A 16509-nucleotide genomic window follows, 5' to 3' on the forward strand; every position below is an offset into this window, starting at 1 on the left:
GATCGGCGACTGGCATCACTTCGGATAAAGCGGCGGCAACCCGCTATCACCCACCGGGTCCTGAACCCGCTCGGCCATCGGAATCGCCCGGGTCGCGCGCCACAGGTCTTCACCTTGCCAATGCTGGCCGGTTTCGCTGTAGAGCGCGCCGTTCAAGCCGTCCAGTGCATCGGACAGCGGCACAAAACGCGCGGCCATGTCGGCCAGGGTCTCCGGTTGTTGCCGGGCCCAGGCGTCGAGGGCCTGGCGGGTGGCGTGGGGGTCGTTGGCCTGGCAGGCGCGCTTGAGGTCGTCGAGCACGGTGCGCGGGCTCGGACCGGTTTGCGCGGCGCGCAGGATCGCCGGTTGCCAGCGGGCGCGCCACCAGAGGCCGAAGCCGAGCAGGGTGGTGCAGGCCAGGATCACGGTGCTGAGTTTCCACCACCACAAGGCTTCGCTGTCGGCGCCGTAACTCACTTGTGGAGAACCCGCCGGGGTGTCGACCACCAGGCTCGGGTTGTTCGTCACTTGCAGGGTGCGAGCCGGCAGGTTGCTGTGTTCCAGGTGATCTTCGAAGGTGTTCCACCAGACCACGTCCACCGTCGGCAACTCGATGCTGCCGCTGTGGGCAGGCACCAGGGCTTCACGGTCTTCGCGACTGCCGATAAGGCCACGCTCGGTGTTCTGGTTGCCCAGCACCGGTTGGTCCGGGTAGCGGCGCAAACCGTTGGCATCGGTCGCAGGCAGCGGTGGCAACTGCGAGCTGGCCAGGCCTTCGGCCTTCAACGTCAGGCTGCGGGTCAGCGAGTCGCCGACCTGCGCATGATCGGGCTCCGGGCTCCAGCTTTCACTCAGGCTCAGGCTGCGCGCCGGCAGCCATGGTACGTCAGCCGGGTAGGTCGCGGGTTTGGCCTTGACCGTCAGTGGAATCTCGGCAGAGCTGACGCGCAGCAGCTTGCCGGATTTCGGCCCTTGGGCGCCGGCGTCCTGGGACGGTTGCGCGTCCACCAGCGTGGCGCTGAACACCTGCGTGGGGATGGTCAGCACGCCACTGTGCTGGGGGAAAATCGCATAGCGCATCTCGATCACGCCATGACGCAGGCCGTTGATGACCTTTTCATAGGTGCGCGACTCGCCCAGTGGCTCGATGCGTGCGTCGGGAATCTGCAGCGGCGTCAGGCTGCTGTCGTCGTACAGCGACACCGAATGGTAGATGCGCAAGGTCAGGATCGCCTGAGCCTGCACATACACGCTGGACTGATCGAGGCTGGCTTCGATGAATACCGGCGCCAGCGTGTTCTGGGTGTCCTGGGTTCGGGTCTCGATCACCTGGATGCTGATCGGCTGACTGCGCACTTCGCCCAGTTGCAGCGACGGTATCTCCACGCTGCCGTTTTGCTTGGGCAGCAGGGTAATGATCCAGCGCGTGGTGGCACGGTTGTCGCCGTTGATCGTGGTCAACTGGTTGACCTGGCGGGTGCCACGCACTTCAAACAACGGCTCCAGCGGCGACAGGTCGGGTTTGCCGAACTGGGTGACGTCGCTGGATTCCAGGGTCAGTTCGACCGTTTCGCCGGTGTTCAGGCGACTGCGATCCACACTGGCGACCAGATCCGCCGCCTGGGCCTGAAAGGTCCAGAACAGCAGAACGAGCAGAAAAGCGGTGAAGCGGGTCATCGAGTTTTTCCCTGATCCTGATGTTGTTGCTGTTCGTACCAGAATTTGCGCCGGAGCAATTCGCCGGGATCATCCGGGATCTTGCGCAGCCATTGCTCCAACGCCTGGGCCTGTTCGCCTTCCAGGCTATCGTTGGCCGGGCGTCGTGGTGGCGTGGTGCTTTGTTCGTCCCCCAGATCGCTGCCCGGTACTTCATTGGCGCCGGGTTGCGGCGGCGCGGCAGACGGTTGTTCGGTGTCGGGCGCGGTGGCCTGGGCGTCGGTTTTCGGCTCGCCGCTGCTCGAAGGCTGGGTGGCGGCGCCGGGCGGCGGGCCATCGCTGGCAGTTCCTGCCTCTTCGCCTTCGGTTTTGTCCGGTTCAACGGCCGGTGGTGTGGTTTTCTGTTTGATCAGGCTTTCCACCAGCGCCTTGTTGGTCAGCGCCGGACGCAAATCCGGTTGGCGTTCAAGGGCTTGGTCATAAGCATCCAGCGCCGCTTCCAGTTCACCGCTCTTGGCCAGGGCGTTACCCCGATTGTAGTGCGCCCGTGCGTCGTTGCCTTGGGCGAAGCGCTCGGCGGCGCCACTGTAGTCGCCGGCCTCATACAGCGCCACACCTTGCCATTGCGGGTCTTCGAAATGCCGGGCCGCCTCGGCCGGGTGCTCCTGATTGAGCAACTGCAGGCCTCGCTGATCGGGGCGCAGCCACAGGTCTGCAAAGTCGAAGGCGTAGCTCGGTTGCGGCATCAGGAACAACAGCGGCAGGCAGAACAACCAACCCCGGCGCCCGGCAAAGGAGGCCAGTAGCAACAGTGGCAGCAACAGCCAGTAACCCTGGTCGGCCCATGTATCCAGGCGTAGGGTCTGGCCGTCGTTGCGCAGAGTGCGCGGGCCATCGAGCAGGCCCAAGGCGCCCAGATCGGCGTCATCGAGCCGTGACGAATGGTAGCGGCCGCCCAGGTCACTGGCGAAGGCTTTCAGACCTTGATTGTCGAGGCGCGGGACCAGAATCGCGCCTTGGGCATCCTTGAGGAAACTGCCGTCCTCCTGAGTGACCGGCGCGCCTTCGGGGGTGCCGACGCCGAGCATCAGAAACTCCGTGGATTTGCCGTCCAGCGCGCGCCGAATGCCCTGGCGTTCCTGTTCGGTCAGGGAGGAACCGATCAGCAGGATCCGGCCTTGGCCCAGAGCGCCCTGATCCAGCAGCGCCAAGGCCTTGATAACCGCCAGATCGGCGCGATGACCGGCCTCGGGCATCAACGACGGCTTGAGCGCGTCCAGCAGGTTGCGGCTGGTGGACAAATCATCCGACAGCGGCACCAGCGTGTGGGCACTGCCGGCGTAGACGACCATTGCGGTCTGGGCATCGCTGCGACTTTGCAGCAAGTCGAACAACTTGCGTCGCGCTTGTTCCAGACGGTTCGGCGGGCTGTCGGTGGCGAGCATTTCCGGGGTCAGTTCCAGCAAAACTACCAGCGGGTCGGCGGGTTTCTGGCTGGTTTGTTCAACCCGTTCCCAGCTCGGACCAAGCAGCGCACCGATGGTCAGCACCCAGGCCAGGCCCAGCACCACCCACGGCAGTTTGCTGTCGTGACCTTTGCCACCACTCAACAGCGCGGCGTGGAAGGCCGGTGGCAGGATCATCTGCCAGCGCCCGGCGCGTTTCTGCCGATGCCAGAGTTGCCAGAGCAACCAGCCCAGCAACGGCAACAGCAACAGCCACCAAGGCCGGAACCAGTAAGGCCAGAGCGCGCTCATCGACGCCTCCTCAGGCGCAGGCGTTTGAGCCGTTGGCGCCAGTCTGGCAGTTGGGTTTGCAAAAACAGATCCTTGCTCAAGAAGCGTTGCAATGGGTTGTCCGGCCAGCGCTCGCGCACCACCAGCACCATGCTCAATAGCAGCGCCAACGCCAGTGGCCAGTGATACAACGTCTGGGCCGGACGGGCCTGGGTCGGTTGCTGGGTTACCGGCTCCAGTTTGTCGAGGGTGGCCCTGATCGCCTCCAGCTCTTTGCCGTCGCGGGCGCGGAAGTACTGGCCGCCGGTGGCTTCGGCAATCGCCTTCAAGGCCGGCTCATCGAGGTCCAGGCTCGGGTTGACGCCGAGCAAACCCAAGGTGCCGCTTTGTTCCGGATCGGCGCCGATGCCGATCGGGTAGATTTTCACGCCTTCACTGGCGGCCAGTCGAGCGGCGGTCAGTGGGTCGATTTCGCCGCCATTGTTGGCACCGTCGGTGACCAGAATCAGTACACGGCTTTGCGCCGGACGCAGGCGCAAGCGCTTGAGTGCCAGGCCAATCGCATCACCGATGGCGGTGTTTTTGCCAGCGATACCGATCCGCGCTTCGTCGAGCCATATGCGCACCGTGCGTCGGTCAAAGGTCAGCGGTGCTTGCAGGTAGGCCTTGCTGCCGAACAGGATCAGCCCGACCCGGTCACCTTCGCGGCTTTCCAGAAAGTCACCGAGCAAATGCTGGACCAGCAACAAGCGGCTGACGTCTTCGCCCTTCCACTGCATGTCGGGGAAATCCATCGAGCCGGACACGTCCACCGCCACCAGCAAATCGCGGCCACTGGCGGCAATCGGCAGCGGTTCGCCGAGCCATTGCGGGCGCGCCGAGGCGATCAATAACAACAGCCACAGCAGAATGAACGGTGCTTGCTGGCGCCAGGCCGGCAGGTGAGCGCGGGCACGGCGGCGGGTCAGGCCTTCGAGGTCGCTGAGGAAGCTGACTTTAAGCGCCGGTTCGCCGCTGTCGGCCACCGGCAGCAGCACGCGCATCAGCCACGGCAATGGCAACAGGGCAAAGATCCACGGCCAGGCGAACTCAAACATGTTTGCGAATCCAGGTATCGACGGCTTGGGTCAGGCCGGCAATGGCCTTGTCGTCGAGTTTGCATTCGGGTTTGTAGGCGCCTTCCACCAGCACCATCCAGCGTGTCAGGCCGGCGGCCGGGCAACGGTTGTCGAGGAACGCCAGCCATTTGCGGCCGTTGAGGGTGTGGCTCTGGCTGTAGGGGTAATGGTTGCGGCACAGGCGTTTGAGCAAACCGTTGAGTTGCTGCAGCCAGGCACCGGCCGGCGCGCCGTCGTAGGGTTTGGGCATCTGCGCCAGCTCGGCCAGGGCGGCGAGGCGCACTGGGTCCAGCGGTTGGTCGGCGCGCACAATGGGGCGTTTGCTCGCAATCATGCGCCGCAACTGCCACAGGCCGAAACCGATCAGTGGCAATAACAGCAGCAACAGCCACCAGCCCGGCGCCGGTGGCCAGAAGGCGATGGGCGGGGGGCATCAGCGGTTGCAGTTGTTCGAGGCTGCTCATCGACCTTTCCCCGGTTTCTGTGGGTTCAGGTACTCGCGCAGTTGCTCGACCATTTCACTCTGGGTGCTCAGGGGCATCAACAGTACCCGCAGCTTTTGCGCGAGCAATTCCCAGCGGGCGATGCGCGCTTCGGCCTGGGCGCGGTAGGCCTGGCGCAGGTCGAAATTCAGGGTGTCGAGTTCCAGCTGCGCGCCACGCTCGGCGAAGCGTAAAAGCCCGGCGGCGGGCAGGGCATGGTCCAGCGGATCGGACAGCGGTAGCAGCAACAGGTCGCAATGGCGCGATAACAGGCTCAGCTGTTGCTCGGAACCTTCGGTCAGCGCGCGTTCGTCGCAGATCACGATCACCAGGCTGCCGGGGCGCAGCACTTCCCGGCGCGGCGCAGGGCCATGTTGAGCGAGTCGCGGTTCTGCTCGCTTTCGGTGTGCAGCGACTGGTTGACCCGCACCAGCCGGTTGAGCAATTGCAGCAGGCTCTGCTTGCTGCGCCGGGGCTTGATTTCGTAGTGCTCGTTGTCGCCGAACACCAGCCCGCCAACCCGGTCGTTATGCCCCAGGGCCGCCCAGCCGATCAGGCTCGCGGCTTGGGCCGCCAGCACCGACTTGAACATCAGCCCGGAGCCGAAAAACAGCCGACGGCTTTGCTCGACCATGATGAAGATCGGTCGTTCGCGTTCTTCGTGAAACAGTTTGGTGTGCGGCTCCTGGGTGCGGGCGGTGACGCGCCAGTCGATGGTGCGCACGTCGTCGCCGGCCTGATAGACCCGCACTTGATCGAAGTCGACGCCACGCCCGCGCAGCTTGAGTGGTGCAGGCCGATCAGCGGGCTGCGCTGGCTCGGCGTGGAAAACAGCTGCACTTCGCGCACCCGATGGCGCATCTCGATCAGCTCGGCGAGGCTGACACGGATGCCCGGCTCGGGCGGCAGGCTGGCGTTCATCGAGGTCAAGCGACGGCTACGACGTCGAGAATCCGCTGGACCACCCGGTCCTGGTCGATGCCCGCCGCTTCGGCTTCAAAGGACAGGATGATGCGGTGACGCAACACGTCGAACAGCACCGCTTGAATGTCTTCCGGGCTGACAAAGTCGCGACCGGCCAGCCACGCGTGAGCGCGGGCGCAACGGTCAAGGGCGATGGAACCACGTGGGCTGGCGCCATAAGCGATCCACTCGGCCATTTCCGGGTCGAATTTGGCCGGCGTGCGCGTGGCCATGACCAGTTGCACCAGGTATTCCTCCACGGCGTCGGCCATGTACAAACCGAGGATTTCCTTGCGCGCGGCGAAGATCGCCTGCTGGCTGACCCGGCGCTCGGGCTTGGTTTCGCCGTTGAGGGCTTCGCCACGGGCCTGTTGCAGGATCCGTCGTTCGACGGCGGCGTCCGGGAAACCTATTTTTACGTGCATCAAAAAGCGGTCGAGCTGGGCTTCGGGCAGTGGGTAAGTGCCTTCCTGCTCGATCGGGTTTTGCGTGGCCATGACCAAAAACAGCGGTGACAACTCGTAGGTGCTGCGCCCGACGCTGACCTGGCGCTCGGCCATGGCTTCAAGCAGCGCCGACTGGACCTTGGCCGGGGCGCGGTTGATTTCGTCCGCCAGCACCAGGTTGTGGAAGATCGGGCCTTGCTGGAACACGAAACTCCCGGTTTCCGGGCGATAGATCTCAGTGCCGGTGATGTCGGCCGGCAACAGGTCGGGGGTGAACTGGATGCGATGGAACTGCGCTTCGATGCCTTCGGCGAGCTCTTTGATGGCCTTGGTCTTGGCCAGGCCCGGGGCGCCCTCGACCAGCATGTGGCCGTCGGCGAGCAAGGCGATGAGCAAACGCTCGATGAGTTTTTCCTGGCCGAGAATCTGCGTTGAAAGAAAGGTTCGCAGCGCAAGCAGCGCTTCACGATGTTCCATCGATGACTGTTCCTGGAAAGGGTGAGCGAAGACGTTCGAATAACGCCAGGGCTGGGGGCGTTACTTTAATGCATCGCAGGGGGTGGCGACTAACGGCATTTTTCAGAAAATGTGTGGTGGGTGGGGAAGATCAAAAGATCGCAGCCTTCGGCAGCTCCTACCGGGGGTCGTGTCGTGCATAGCCATTGCGTGGAACACAGTCGGTGTAGGCGCTGGCGAAGCCTGCGATCTTTTAGCGATCTATCAGGCGAGCTCGCTTATATAGGTGCCTGTCCCCTTGAGAATGTTCTGCAAGGTTTCTTCCACTTCCGCCAGGTCGCTGGCATCGGTGCTGTGAATGATTTCCAGGGAATCATCGCCATTGAGCGCATCGGCATCGCCAGCGGCGATTTCGATCAGCAGGCGGGTAGCGCCGAGGGTGACTTTCACCCCGTCCAGGGTCGATGGTTCGCCGTCGAGGGTGATGTCCAAAGCGTCCTCGTCCGGGTAGCGGGTCATCAGGAACATATCGCCCTGATCGCTGTGGCAGCAGAGCATGGCCATGTTGTCTTCTTCGTCATCGCACGGGTTGACGATCAAGAGGGCGGTGGTCATTTGCATGGGGAATTCCTGGCTCGACGAGCATTGTGAAGACGAACAAAGGGCGATTCTGCCAGCAGACGGGAATTTCTGCTCGTTTGAGTGTCAGAGCCTGTGTCGTGAACATCCTAAGTGTTGCTGGTCATTTCTGGCACGGATGGGTCGTAAAATCGGACTTTAACCTCCGGTTTTGCCCCGTGACTGCTAACGTTGTCCGATGCACAAGGCGCAAGCTGCGTGCCGATGACCGAATATGTCGCAGCACCGCAAGCAGGCACGTTGTCGCACTCGTTAAGCTGCGCATCGAATGGATACCCGTAAAGGCATTGTGCAATTCATCGTACAGTCGCTTTTGCCGATACCCATTCTTGGAAGGTGAATGTGACCTGAGTGTCTCGTCCAGCTTCACCCACCTGTCTCCTTAGTTTCCTCTGCCCGAGAATCAGGAACAGGGTGACGGATCGCCCCGAAAGGGGTTTTGCACGCGACGCTTCCATCAATAACAAGCCCAAGCGGAGTACCACAGATGGCGTTCTTCACCGCAGCCAGCAAAGCCGACTTCCAGCACCAACTGCAAGCGGCACTGGCGCAGCACATCAGTGAACAGGCACTGCCACAAGTGGCGCTGTTTGCTGAACAATTTTTCGGCATCATTTCCCTCGACGAGCTGACTCAACGTCGGTTGTCCGACCTCGCCGGCTGCACCCTTTCTGCGTGGCGCCTGCTTGAGCGCTTCGATCACGCGCAACCACAAGTGCGCGTCTACAACCCTGATTACGAACGCCACGGCTGGCAGTCGACCCACACCGCGGTCGAAGTGCTGCACCACGATTTACCATTCCTCGTGGACTCGGTACGTACCGAGCTGAACCGTCGCGGCTACAGCATCCATACCTTGCAAACCACTGTGCTGAGCGTGCGTCGCGGCAGCAAGGGCGAGCTGCTGGAAATCCTGCCCAAGGGCACCCACGGCGAAGGCATTCTGCAAGAATCGCTGATGTACCTGGAAATCGACCGTTGCGCCAACGCGGCCGAGCTGAATGTACTGAGCAAAGAGCTGGAACAGGTGCTCGGTGAAGTCCGCGTTGCGGTCGCCGATTTCGAACCAATGAAGGCCAAGGTCCAGGAAATCCTGACCGGCCTGGACAACAGCCAGTTCAACGTCGATGGCGAAGAAAAAGCCGAAATCAAAAGCTTCCTGGAATGGCTGGTGGGCAACCACTTCACATTCCTGGGCTATGAAGAATTCGTGGTCAGCGACCAGGCCGATGGCGGCCATATCGAGTACGACCAGGACTCCTTCCTCGGTCTGACCAAACTGCTGCGTACCGGCCTGACCTACGATGACCTGCGCATCGAAGACTACGCCGTGAACTACCTGCGCGAACCGACCCTGCTGTCGTTCGCCAAGGCTGCGCACCCAAGCCGTGTACACCGTCCGGCTTACCCGGACTACGTGTCGATCCGCGAGATCGACGCCGACGGCAAGGTCATCAAGGAATGCCGCTTCATGGGCCTCTACACCTCCTCGGTGTATGGCGAGAGCGTGCGGGTCATTCCGTACATCCGCCGCAAGGTCGAGGAAATCGAACGCCGTTCCGGCTTCCAGGCCAAGGCTCACTTGGGCAAGGAACTGGCGCAGGTCGTCGAAGTACTGCCGCGTGACGATCTGTTCCAGACCCCGGTCGACGAGCTGTTCAGCACCGTGATGTCGATCGTGCAGATCCAGGAGCGCAACAAGATCCGCGTGTTCCTGCGCAAAGACCCGTACGGTCGTTTCTGCTACTGCCTGGCCTACGTGCCGCGCGACATCTACTCCACCGAAGTGCGCCAGAAGATCCAGCAAGTGCTGATGGATCGCCTGAAAGCCTCGGATTGCGAGTTCTGGACCTTCTTCTCCGAGTCCGTGCTGGCCCGTGTACAACTGATTCTGCGGGTTGACCCGAAGAACCGTCTGGACATCGACCCGGTCCTGCTGGAAAAAGAAGTGGTTCAAGCCTGCCGCAGCTGGCAGGACGACTACGCGAGCCTGGTCGTGGAAAGCTTCGGCGAAGCCCACGGCACCAACGTGCTGGCGGACTTCCCGAAAGGCTTCCCGGCCGGTTACCGCGAGCGCTTCGCTGCGCACTCGGCCGTGGTCGACATGCAACACCTGCTGAGCCTGAACGAAAAGAGCCCGCTGGTGATGAGTTTCTATCAGCCGCTGGGCCAGGTCTCCGGTCAGCGCGAACTGCATTGCAAGCTGTACCACGCCGATACGCCGCTGGCGTTGTCCGACGTCTTGCCGATCCTGGAAAACCTCGGCCTGCGCGTGCTGGGTGAGTTCCCGTATCGCCTGCGTCACAACAATGGCCGCGAGTTCTGGATTCACGATTTCGCCTTCACGGCTGCCGAAGGCCTGGAACTCGACATCCAGCAACTCAACGATACCTTGCAGGACGCGTTCGTCCACATCGTGCGTGGCGATGCCGAGAACGATGCGTTCAACCGGCTGGTACTGACTGCCGGCCTGCCATGGCGCGATGTGGCGCTGCTGCGTGCCTACGCCCGCTACATGAAGCAGATTCGTCTGGGCTTCGACCTGGGCTACATCGCCAGCACCCTGAACAACCACACCGACATCGCTCGCGAGTTGACCCGGTTGTTCAAGACCCGTTTCTACCTGGCGCGCAAACTGGCCAGCGACGATCTGGAAGACAAGCAGCAACGTCTGGAACAGGCCATCGTCACCGCCCTGGACAACGTCCAGGTACTCAACGAAGACCGCATCCTGCGTCGCTACCTGGACCTGATCAAGGCCACTCTGCGCACCAACTTCTACCAGACCGATGCGCACGGCCATAACAAGTCCTACTTCAGCTTCAAGTTCAACCCGCACCAGATCCCTGAGCTGCCGAAGCCCGTACCGAAGTTCGAAATCTTCGTTTACTCGCCTCGCGTTGAAGGTGTGCACCTGCGCTTCGGTAACGTGGCTCGTGGCGGCCTGCGCTGGTCCGACCGTGAAGAAGACTACCGCACCGAAGTGTTGGGCCTGGTAAAAGCCCAGCAAGTGAAGAACTCGGTCATCGTGCCTGTGGGCGCGAAGGGCGGCTTCCTGCCGCGTCGCCTGCCATTGGGCGGCGGTCGGGACGAGATCGCGGCCGAGGGCATCGCCTGCTACCGCATCTTTATCTCGGGCCTGTTGGACATTACCGACAACCTGAAGGACGGCGCACTGGTGCCGCCGGTCAACGTCGTGCGTCATGACGATGATGACCCGTACCTGGTAGTGGCGGCGGACAAGGGCACTGCAACCTTCTCCGACATCGCCAACGGCATTGCCATCGACTACGGTTTCTGGCTCGGCGACGCCTTTGCATCGGGCGGCTCGGCCGGTTACGACCACAAGAAAATGGGCATCACCGCCAAGGGCGCGTGGGTTGGCGTACAACGTCACTTCCGCGAGCGCGGCATCAATGTTCAGAAGGACAGCATTACCGTCGTCGGCGTCGGCGACATGGCCGGTGACGTGTTCGGTAACGGCTTGTTGATGTCCGAGACCCTGCAACTGGTCGCGGCCTTCAACCACCTGCACATCTTCATCGACCCGAATCCACAACCGGCCAACAGCTTCGTCGAGCGTCAGCGCCTGTTCGACCTGCCGCGTTCGGCCTGGTCGGATTACGACACCAGCATCATGTCCGAAGGCGGCGGGATTTTCTCCCGCAGCGCGAAAAGCATCGCGATTTCCCCGCAGATGAAAGAGCGCTTCGACATTCAGGCTGACAAGCTGACCCCGACCGAGCTGCTGAACGCCTTGCTCAAGGCCCCGGTAGACCTGTTGTGGAACGGCGGTATCGGCACCTATGTCAAAGCCAGCACCGAAAGCCACGCCGATGTCGGCGACAAGGCCAACGATGCGCTGCGCGTGAACGGCAACGAACTGCGCTGCAAAGTCGTGGGCGAGGGCGGTAACCTCGGTATGACCCAATTGGGTCGTGTCGAATTCGGCCTCAATGGCGGCGGTTCCAACACCGATTTCATCGACAACGCCGGTGGCGTGGACTGCTCCGACCACGAAGTCAACATCAAGATCCTGCTGAACGAAGTGGTTCAGGCCGGTGATATGACCGAGAAGCAACGTAACCAGTTGCTCGGCAGCATGACTGACGAAGTCGGTGGCCTGGTCCTGGGCAACAACTACAAGCAGACTCAGGCACTGTCCCTGGCCGCCCGTCGCGCCTTGCCGCGGATTGCCGAATACAAGCGCTTGATGAACGACCTGGAAAGCCGTGGCAAGCTGGATCGCGCCATCGAGTTCCTGCCGGCGGAAGAGGCTATCAACGAGCGCGTCGCGGCAGGCCATGGCCTGACCCGTGCCGAGCTGTCGGTGCTGATCTCCTACAGCAAGATCGACCTCAAGGAAGCGCTGCTCAACTCGCAAGTGCCGGACGACGATTACCTGACCCGCGACATGGAAACCGCTTTCCCGCCGATGCTGGTGAGCAAGTTCTCCGAAGCCATGCGTCGTCACCGTCTGAAGCGCGAGATCGTCAGCACCCAGATCGCCAACGACCTGGTCAACCACATGGGCATCACCTTCGTTCAACGACTCAAAGAGTCGACCGGCATGAGCCCGGCGAATGTTGCAGGTGCCTATGTAATTGTCCGCGATATCTTCCACCTCCCGCACTGGTTCCGGCAGATCGAAGCCCTGGACTACCAGGTTTCCGCTGACGTGCAACTGGAGCTGATGGACGAGCTGATGCGTCTGGGCCGCCGCGCTACGCGCTGGTTCCTGCGCAGCCGTCGCAACGAGCAGAACGCTGCCCGTGACGTCGCGCACTTCGGTCCACATCTGGCGGCGCTGGGCCTCAAGCTCGACGAGCTGCTGGAAGGCCCGACCCGTGAAGGCTGGCAGACCCGTTATCAGGCTTACGTCGCGGCTGGCGTACCTGAGTTGCTGGCGCGCATGGTTGCAGGCACCACTCACCTGTACACCTTGCTGCCGATCATCGAAGCATCGGATGTGACCGGCCAGAACGCCGCAGACGTCGCGAAGGCTTACTTCGCCGTCGGCAGCGCGCTGGACATCACCTGGTACCTGCAACAGATCAGTGCTCTGCCGGTTGAAAACAACTGGCAGGCGCTGGCCCGTGAAGCGTTCCGCGACGATGTGGACTGGCAGCAACGTGCGATCACCATCTCCGTCCTGCAACAGGGCGACGGCACTCAGGACGTGGAAACACGCCTGGCGCTGTGGATGGAAGCGCACGAAGGCATGATCGAGCGCTGGCGCGTCATGCTGGTGGAAATCCGTGCCGCGAGCGGCACTGACTACGCCATGTACGCAGTCGCCAACCGCGAACTGCTGGACCTGGCGTTGAGCGGTCAGGCGGTGGTGACAGCCTGATTCAACGCTGAATGAAAAAGCCCCCGTATCGAGAGCTGCGGGGGCTTTTTTCTGTGGGCTTTTGTGTTGTCTGGGCAGGCCGCATCGCGAGCAAGCTTTGCTCCTACAGGTTATATGTCGATGGCGTAACCCTGTAGGAGCAAAGCTTGCTCGCGATGCGGCCATTAACCTCACTACAACTTCTGTCCTGTTGTGTGATCAATCATCGATACTTTATCTGTCGACCTGGTCAATAAATTACTGAGCGACTGGTCAAACTTTTGCAGCGCCCGAACTTGCACATCCTGTTGTTGGTTAATATCCGCGACAATCTCTTCGCTGCGTCCAAAGTCGGCCCAGACAGGGCTCAACGATCTAGCGTCATGCCCTTGCGCAGTCCCGATGTAATTGAACTTCGAATCATAGAGGCTCGCGCTGACATCCACCTTGATATCCGAACTGCGCGAAGTCATCAGTTGGCTGTGGGTGTCGACAATGGCGACCACGTCCGGTCTGGCGGCCCGCAGGCTTTGCATGTCCGGATAGACCGTCACCGAGCCGAACTGGCGCTGCAACGAGGCCTTGACGCCATCTACGGCAAAGTCCGGGTTGGAGCTCGCCACGTAGGCGTCGTGGATCGGTTGATCCAGCAGACTCTGGCCGAAACCGCTGCCGGCGTTGGCCTGGTAGTGGCGCAGGTAATCGCGGTTGGCCTGGGTGCTCGGGCTGTAGACAATGCCCAGCGACACCGTTCTGCCGTTGGCGACGCTTGCGGCACTGGAGCGAGTGGCCGGCATATCGAGCGAGGAGAGCGCTTTTGGGGCCGTGGGAATGGAACATCCGGTTAACAGTGCTGCGACAGCCAACGTACTAACAAGCACAAGTTTCATGGTGTCTCTCCAGTGAAACAGCGTGAGGCAAGTGTTTAAGTGTTACCGGTATCGACCGGCAATGAACTTAGACTAAACCTGTATTCGCTGAATGAAACCTGTCTATGCCTGCGCTTATTGAGTGAGTCATAGTTTTGTTTGATGTAAACGCTTCAAGCTAATTGCGAGCAGTCATAAACAGGCCCGAATTGTTCATTCGGGCCTGTTTATTTATGGCTGATGTAACAGGCATCAGTTATTCAAAGGGATCAATACTTTCTCGTCCGGCGACAACACCATGAACACCAACAGTTTGGCCGGTTGGGTCGCACTGGCGTTTTTCGAGATCAAATGCTCGGAACCCGCCGGTTCATACCAGTACTCGCCAGCCTTGTAGGTGATCGCCGTCTGGCCTTTGACCTGAGAGGTGATCTGGCCCGAGAGCACATACGCCATGGCGGTGCCGTCATGTTTATGGGCGATGGAGGATTGGCCGGGTTTGTAGTCGACCTCGATCATCATGGCTTTTTTGCCGGGCACGTTTTGCAGCAGTTCGTCCTGCAACACCGTGATTTTTTCAGACGGGTCGTGGGCGAACGCCGAAGCGGAAACGGTCAGGGCCAGGGCGGCCAGTAAACTCAAAGCTTTCATGGTTGATCACCTGGGGTGGTTAGTCGTCAGGGACCACAGTAAGCCGCGGGTGAAGGCAATAAAACGGCCAATTTTCGCGAAGGTGAGGGGACCAATCCCCTCGTATCACCAGAGCAACCCGTAGCAGCTGCCGAGCAGCGCGAGGCTGCGTTCGGCGGCGAAGCCGTCGTGAGATCAGACACTGAGGTGTATCAGGTAGACGGCATGCTCAGGGTTTTTACGACGGCTTCGCCGCCGAACGCAGCCTCGCGGTGCTCGGCAGCTGCTACAGAGGGGGGGTTACACGATAGGGAAGCTGTTGAAATCGACGGCATTGGCCAATCGGCTATCAATCAACCCAATAAAACCCTGCACTTCAGGGCAGTTGAAATGCGATTGCATGGCCGCTTCCGATTGCCAGCGGGCGCTGACGTTCCAGCGGTTGCTGTCCTCGGGGCAGCGGTCAACCATATAGGAATCACAGCCCGGAAGTTCACGCAGGGTTTCGACAATCTTTTGCAGTTGCTTGCCCAGTTCTTCCGAGCGGCCGGCGGCGGCCTGCACTTGTACGGTGTTGATCACTTCGTTGGACATTACTCACACTCCTGAATCAGGCCGGACGAATCCTGCTCATTGAGGGATAACGCATTTGCAGAATAGGCCTGCATCGGGGGACCGCCAATAGCCAATCGCCGGATAAACCCCCACACCAATGTGTCAGGCGACCTGCTGCAAGATGTCCTTCAAGCGGTCCAGCGCGGTGTCAATGTCCAGGGTTTCGATAGCGCCAAACCCCATGAGCAGCCCGGCACGCGGCGCTTGCTGATAGAAAAAGCCCTCAATGGAATAGAGCCCGACTTCGACTTTTCTGGCCAGTTCGATGATCAGCGCGAGGTCGATCGGCACCTTGCACAGCACCACCATGTGAAACCCGGCGACGGTCGGCACGGCCTCAAACCACGGTGAAAGATCACCGGCCATCCGCGCCAGGATCCGCTCGCGGCGCCCGGCGTAGATCGTGTGGCATCGGCGGATGTGCTTGAGCAGGCAGCCTTCGGCGATGAACTTGGCCAGCGCCCATTGCGGCAGCGTCGAGGTGTGCAGGTCGGTGAGCTGCTTGGCGCGGATCACCGCTTCAAGGATCGCCGGCGGCAAGATCGTATAACCGAGCCGCAACTCTGGCAGCAGGGTTTTCGAGAAGGTACCGACGTAGGCAACCATGCCGCGCTCGTCCATGCTTTGCAGCGAATCGGTCGGTCGGCCCTCGTAGCGGAATTCGCTGTCGTAATCGTCCTCGATGATGATTGCGCCCAGCTCATGCGCCCGTGCCAGCAAGGCGATTCGACGTGTCTGGCTCATCGGCATGCCCAGCGGGAACTGGTGCGACGGTGTGACGTAAATCAGCCGCGTGCCTTGCGCAATCAACTCGACCTGAATGCCTTCGGCGTCCACCGGGACCCCGACCACGGTGGCGCCATGGCTGGCGAACAATAGACGCGCTGGCGGGTAACCGGGATCTTCCATTGCCACCAGACTGGCGGGTTGAATCAGCACCCGGGCAATCAGGTCCAGGGCCTGCTGCGCACCGTTGCACACCACCACATCTTCGTCCTGGCAATTGACTCCGCGGGAAAACGCGATGTGCCGGGCAATCGCATTGCGCAGCGCCGGTAAACCTTCGGGCAGGCTGTAAAAGCCCTTGGATCCGGCCATCTGGCGCAAGGCGTGAGAGGTGCAGCGCCGCCAATCGTCCTGAGGGAATTGGCCCTTGCTGGTGGCGCCACCGATAAAGTCGTAGCGCAGCGAACCTTCCAGCGTCGGATGGCGCAACAACACCGGCAGGTTGCGCCAGGACTCGATGATCTCGGCACTGGCCAGCTCCGAATGGCTTTGCTTGCGCTGGATTTTCGCCGGCCGCGCATTGACGTAGGTGCCTTTGCCGATCACCCCGGTGAGGAAGTTTTCGTAGGTCAGTTGCGAGTACGTATCGGAAATGGTCTTGCGTGAAATCCCCAACTGTTCGGCCAGCAAGCGGCTGGGCGGCAGTTGCGTGCCGGCTGCCAGGCGACCGGTTTCGATGGCACTGCGCAGTTGTTGGTACAACTGGCCTGCCAGGTCTTTGCGGCCGTTGATGACAACGTGAAGTTCCATACCGGCGGGGCTCCTGGGGCAGTGGGGCGACTGTGGGTCGCGCCAGATTACC

Annotated in this window: 10 protein-coding genes and 2 pseudogenes; 1 reads left to right on the forward strand and 11 read right to left on the reverse strand. The window is 61.4% G+C overall.

What is annotated here, in order from left to right; genetic code table 11:
- Positions 1 to 15: 15 nt before the first annotated feature.
- The 7 genes and pseudogenes from JFV26_RS31545 to JFV26_RS31575 all read right to left on the reverse strand — a co-directional run bounded on the left by JFV26_RS31545 (position 16) and on the right by JFV26_RS31575 (position 7457).
- The gene (locus JFV26_RS31545; RefSeq protein WP_201197469.1) at positions 16 to 1656 is read right to left on the reverse strand and encodes a BatD family protein; all 1641 of its coding nucleotides are present in this window, start codon (positions 1654 to 1656) and stop codon (positions 16 to 18) included.
- A complete protein-coding gene (locus tag JFV26_RS31550; protein ID WP_201197470.1) occupies positions 1653 to 3392 on the reverse strand; it encodes a tetratricopeptide repeat protein in 1740 nt (579 codons plus the stop codon). The genes JFV26_RS31545 and JFV26_RS31550 overlap by 4 nt, the downstream gene beginning before the upstream one ends.
- On the reverse strand, positions 3389 to 4468 hold the full coding sequence (locus tag JFV26_RS31555) for a vWA domain-containing protein (RefSeq protein ID WP_201197471.1): 1080 nt from the start codon (positions 4466 to 4468) through the stop codon (positions 3389 to 3391). The genes JFV26_RS31550 and JFV26_RS31555 overlap by 4 nt, the downstream gene beginning before the upstream one ends.
- Positions 4461 to 4953: pseudogene (locus JFV26_RS31560) on the reverse strand (DUF4381 domain-containing protein). The gene JFV26_RS31555 and the pseudogene JFV26_RS31560 overlap by 8 nt, the downstream one beginning before the upstream one ends.
- Positions 4950 to 5892: pseudogene (locus JFV26_RS31565) on the reverse strand (DUF58 domain-containing protein). Before JFV26_RS31565 ends, JFV26_RS31560 begins: the two co-directional pseudogenes overlap by 4 nt.
- A 5-nt stretch (positions 5893 to 5897) precedes the next feature.
- Positions 5898 to 6857 (reverse strand): AAA family ATPase, encoded by a 960-nt coding sequence (locus JFV26_RS31570; RefSeq protein ID WP_003218556.1) that lies wholly within the window; start codon positions 6855 to 6857, stop codon positions 5898 to 5900.
- A 243-nt stretch (positions 6858 to 7100) separates the two neighbouring features.
- A complete protein-coding gene (locus JFV26_RS31575) occupies positions 7101 to 7457 on the reverse strand; it encodes a hypothetical protein (protein WP_201197472.1) in 357 nt (118 codons plus the stop codon).
- A 505-nt stretch (positions 7458 to 7962) separates the two neighbouring features.
- On the opposite strand from JFV26_RS31575, the gene JFV26_RS31580 reads away from it, so the two are divergent.
- Positions 7963 to 12828 (forward strand): NAD-glutamate dehydrogenase, encoded by a 4866-nt coding sequence (locus JFV26_RS31580; protein ID WP_201197473.1) that lies wholly within the window; start codon positions 7963 to 7965, stop codon positions 12826 to 12828.
- Between the two features lie 173 nt (positions 12829 to 13001).
- Here JFV26_RS31580 and JFV26_RS31585 read toward each other — a convergent pair whose 3' ends face one another.
- From JFV26_RS31585 to pdxR, 4 genes are all read right to left on the reverse strand, one after another.
- Entirely contained in the window at positions 13002 to 13697 is a 696-nt protein-coding gene (locus JFV26_RS31585; protein ID WP_201197474.1) for an ATPase, read from the reverse strand.
- 231 nt (positions 13698 to 13928) lie between these two features.
- Positions 13929 to 14327 carry a cupin domain-containing protein gene (locus tag JFV26_RS31590; RefSeq protein WP_201197475.1) on the reverse strand — a complete coding sequence of 133 codons (399 nt, stop codon included), beginning with the start codon at positions 14325 to 14327 and terminating at the stop codon, positions 13929 to 13931.
- Between the two features lie 279 nt (positions 14328 to 14606).
- Entirely contained in the window at positions 14607 to 14900 is a 294-nt protein-coding gene (locus JFV26_RS31595) for a putative quinol monooxygenase (protein WP_201197476.1), read from the reverse strand.
- 123 nt (positions 14901 to 15023) lie between these two features.
- Positions 15024 to 16457, reverse strand: coding sequence for a MocR-like pyridoxine biosynthesis transcription factor PdxR (gene pdxR, locus JFV26_RS31600; RefSeq protein ID WP_201197477.1), 1434 nt, complete (start codon positions 16455 to 16457; stop codon positions 15024 to 15026).
- Positions 16458 to 16509: the final 52 nt, after the last annotated feature.

It is taken from the genome of Pseudomonas sp. TH31 (assembly GCF_016650815.1).
Lineage (GTDB): Bacteria > Pseudomonadota > Gammaproteobacteria > Pseudomonadales > Pseudomonadaceae > Aquipseudomonas.

Excerpts from the sequence above, each read along its gene's own strand:
- JFV26_RS31545 (WP_201197469.1), bottom strand. The coding sequence starts at position 1,656 with ATGACCCGCTTCACCGCTTTTCTGCTCGTTCTGCTGTTCTGGACCTTT.
- JFV26_RS31550 (WP_201197470.1), bottom strand. The coding sequence starts at position 3,392 with ATGAGCGCGCTCTGGCCTTACTGGTTCCGGCCTTGGTGGCTGTTGCTG.
- JFV26_RS31555 (WP_201197471.1), bottom strand. The coding sequence starts at position 4,468 with ATGTTTGAGTTCGCCTGGCCGTGGATCTTTGCCCTGTTGCCATTGCCG.
- JFV26_RS31570 (WP_003218556.1), bottom strand. The coding sequence starts at position 6,857 with ATGGAACATCGTGAAGCGCTGCTTGCGCTGCGAACCTTTCTTTCAACG.
- JFV26_RS31575 (WP_201197472.1), bottom strand. The coding sequence starts at position 7,457 with ATGCAAATGACCACCGCCCTCTTGATCGTCAACCCGTGCGATGACGAA.
- JFV26_RS31580 (WP_201197473.1), top strand. The coding sequence starts at position 7,963 with ATGGCGTTCTTCACCGCAGCCAGCAAAGCCGACTTCCAGCACCAACTG.
- JFV26_RS31585 (WP_201197474.1), bottom strand. The coding sequence starts at position 13,697 with ATGAAACTTGTGCTTGTTAGTACGTTGGCTGTCGCAGCACTGTTAACC.
- JFV26_RS31590 (WP_201197475.1), bottom strand. The coding sequence starts at position 14,327 with ATGAAAGCTTTGAGTTTACTGGCCGCCCTGGCCCTGACCGTTTCCGCT.
- JFV26_RS31595 (WP_201197476.1), bottom strand. The coding sequence starts at position 14,900 with ATGTCCAACGAAGTGATCAACACCGTACAAGTGCAGGCCGCCGCCGGC.
- pdxR (WP_201197477.1), bottom strand. The coding sequence starts at position 16,457 with ATGGAACTTCACGTTGTCATCAACGGCCGCAAAGACCTGGCAGGCCAG.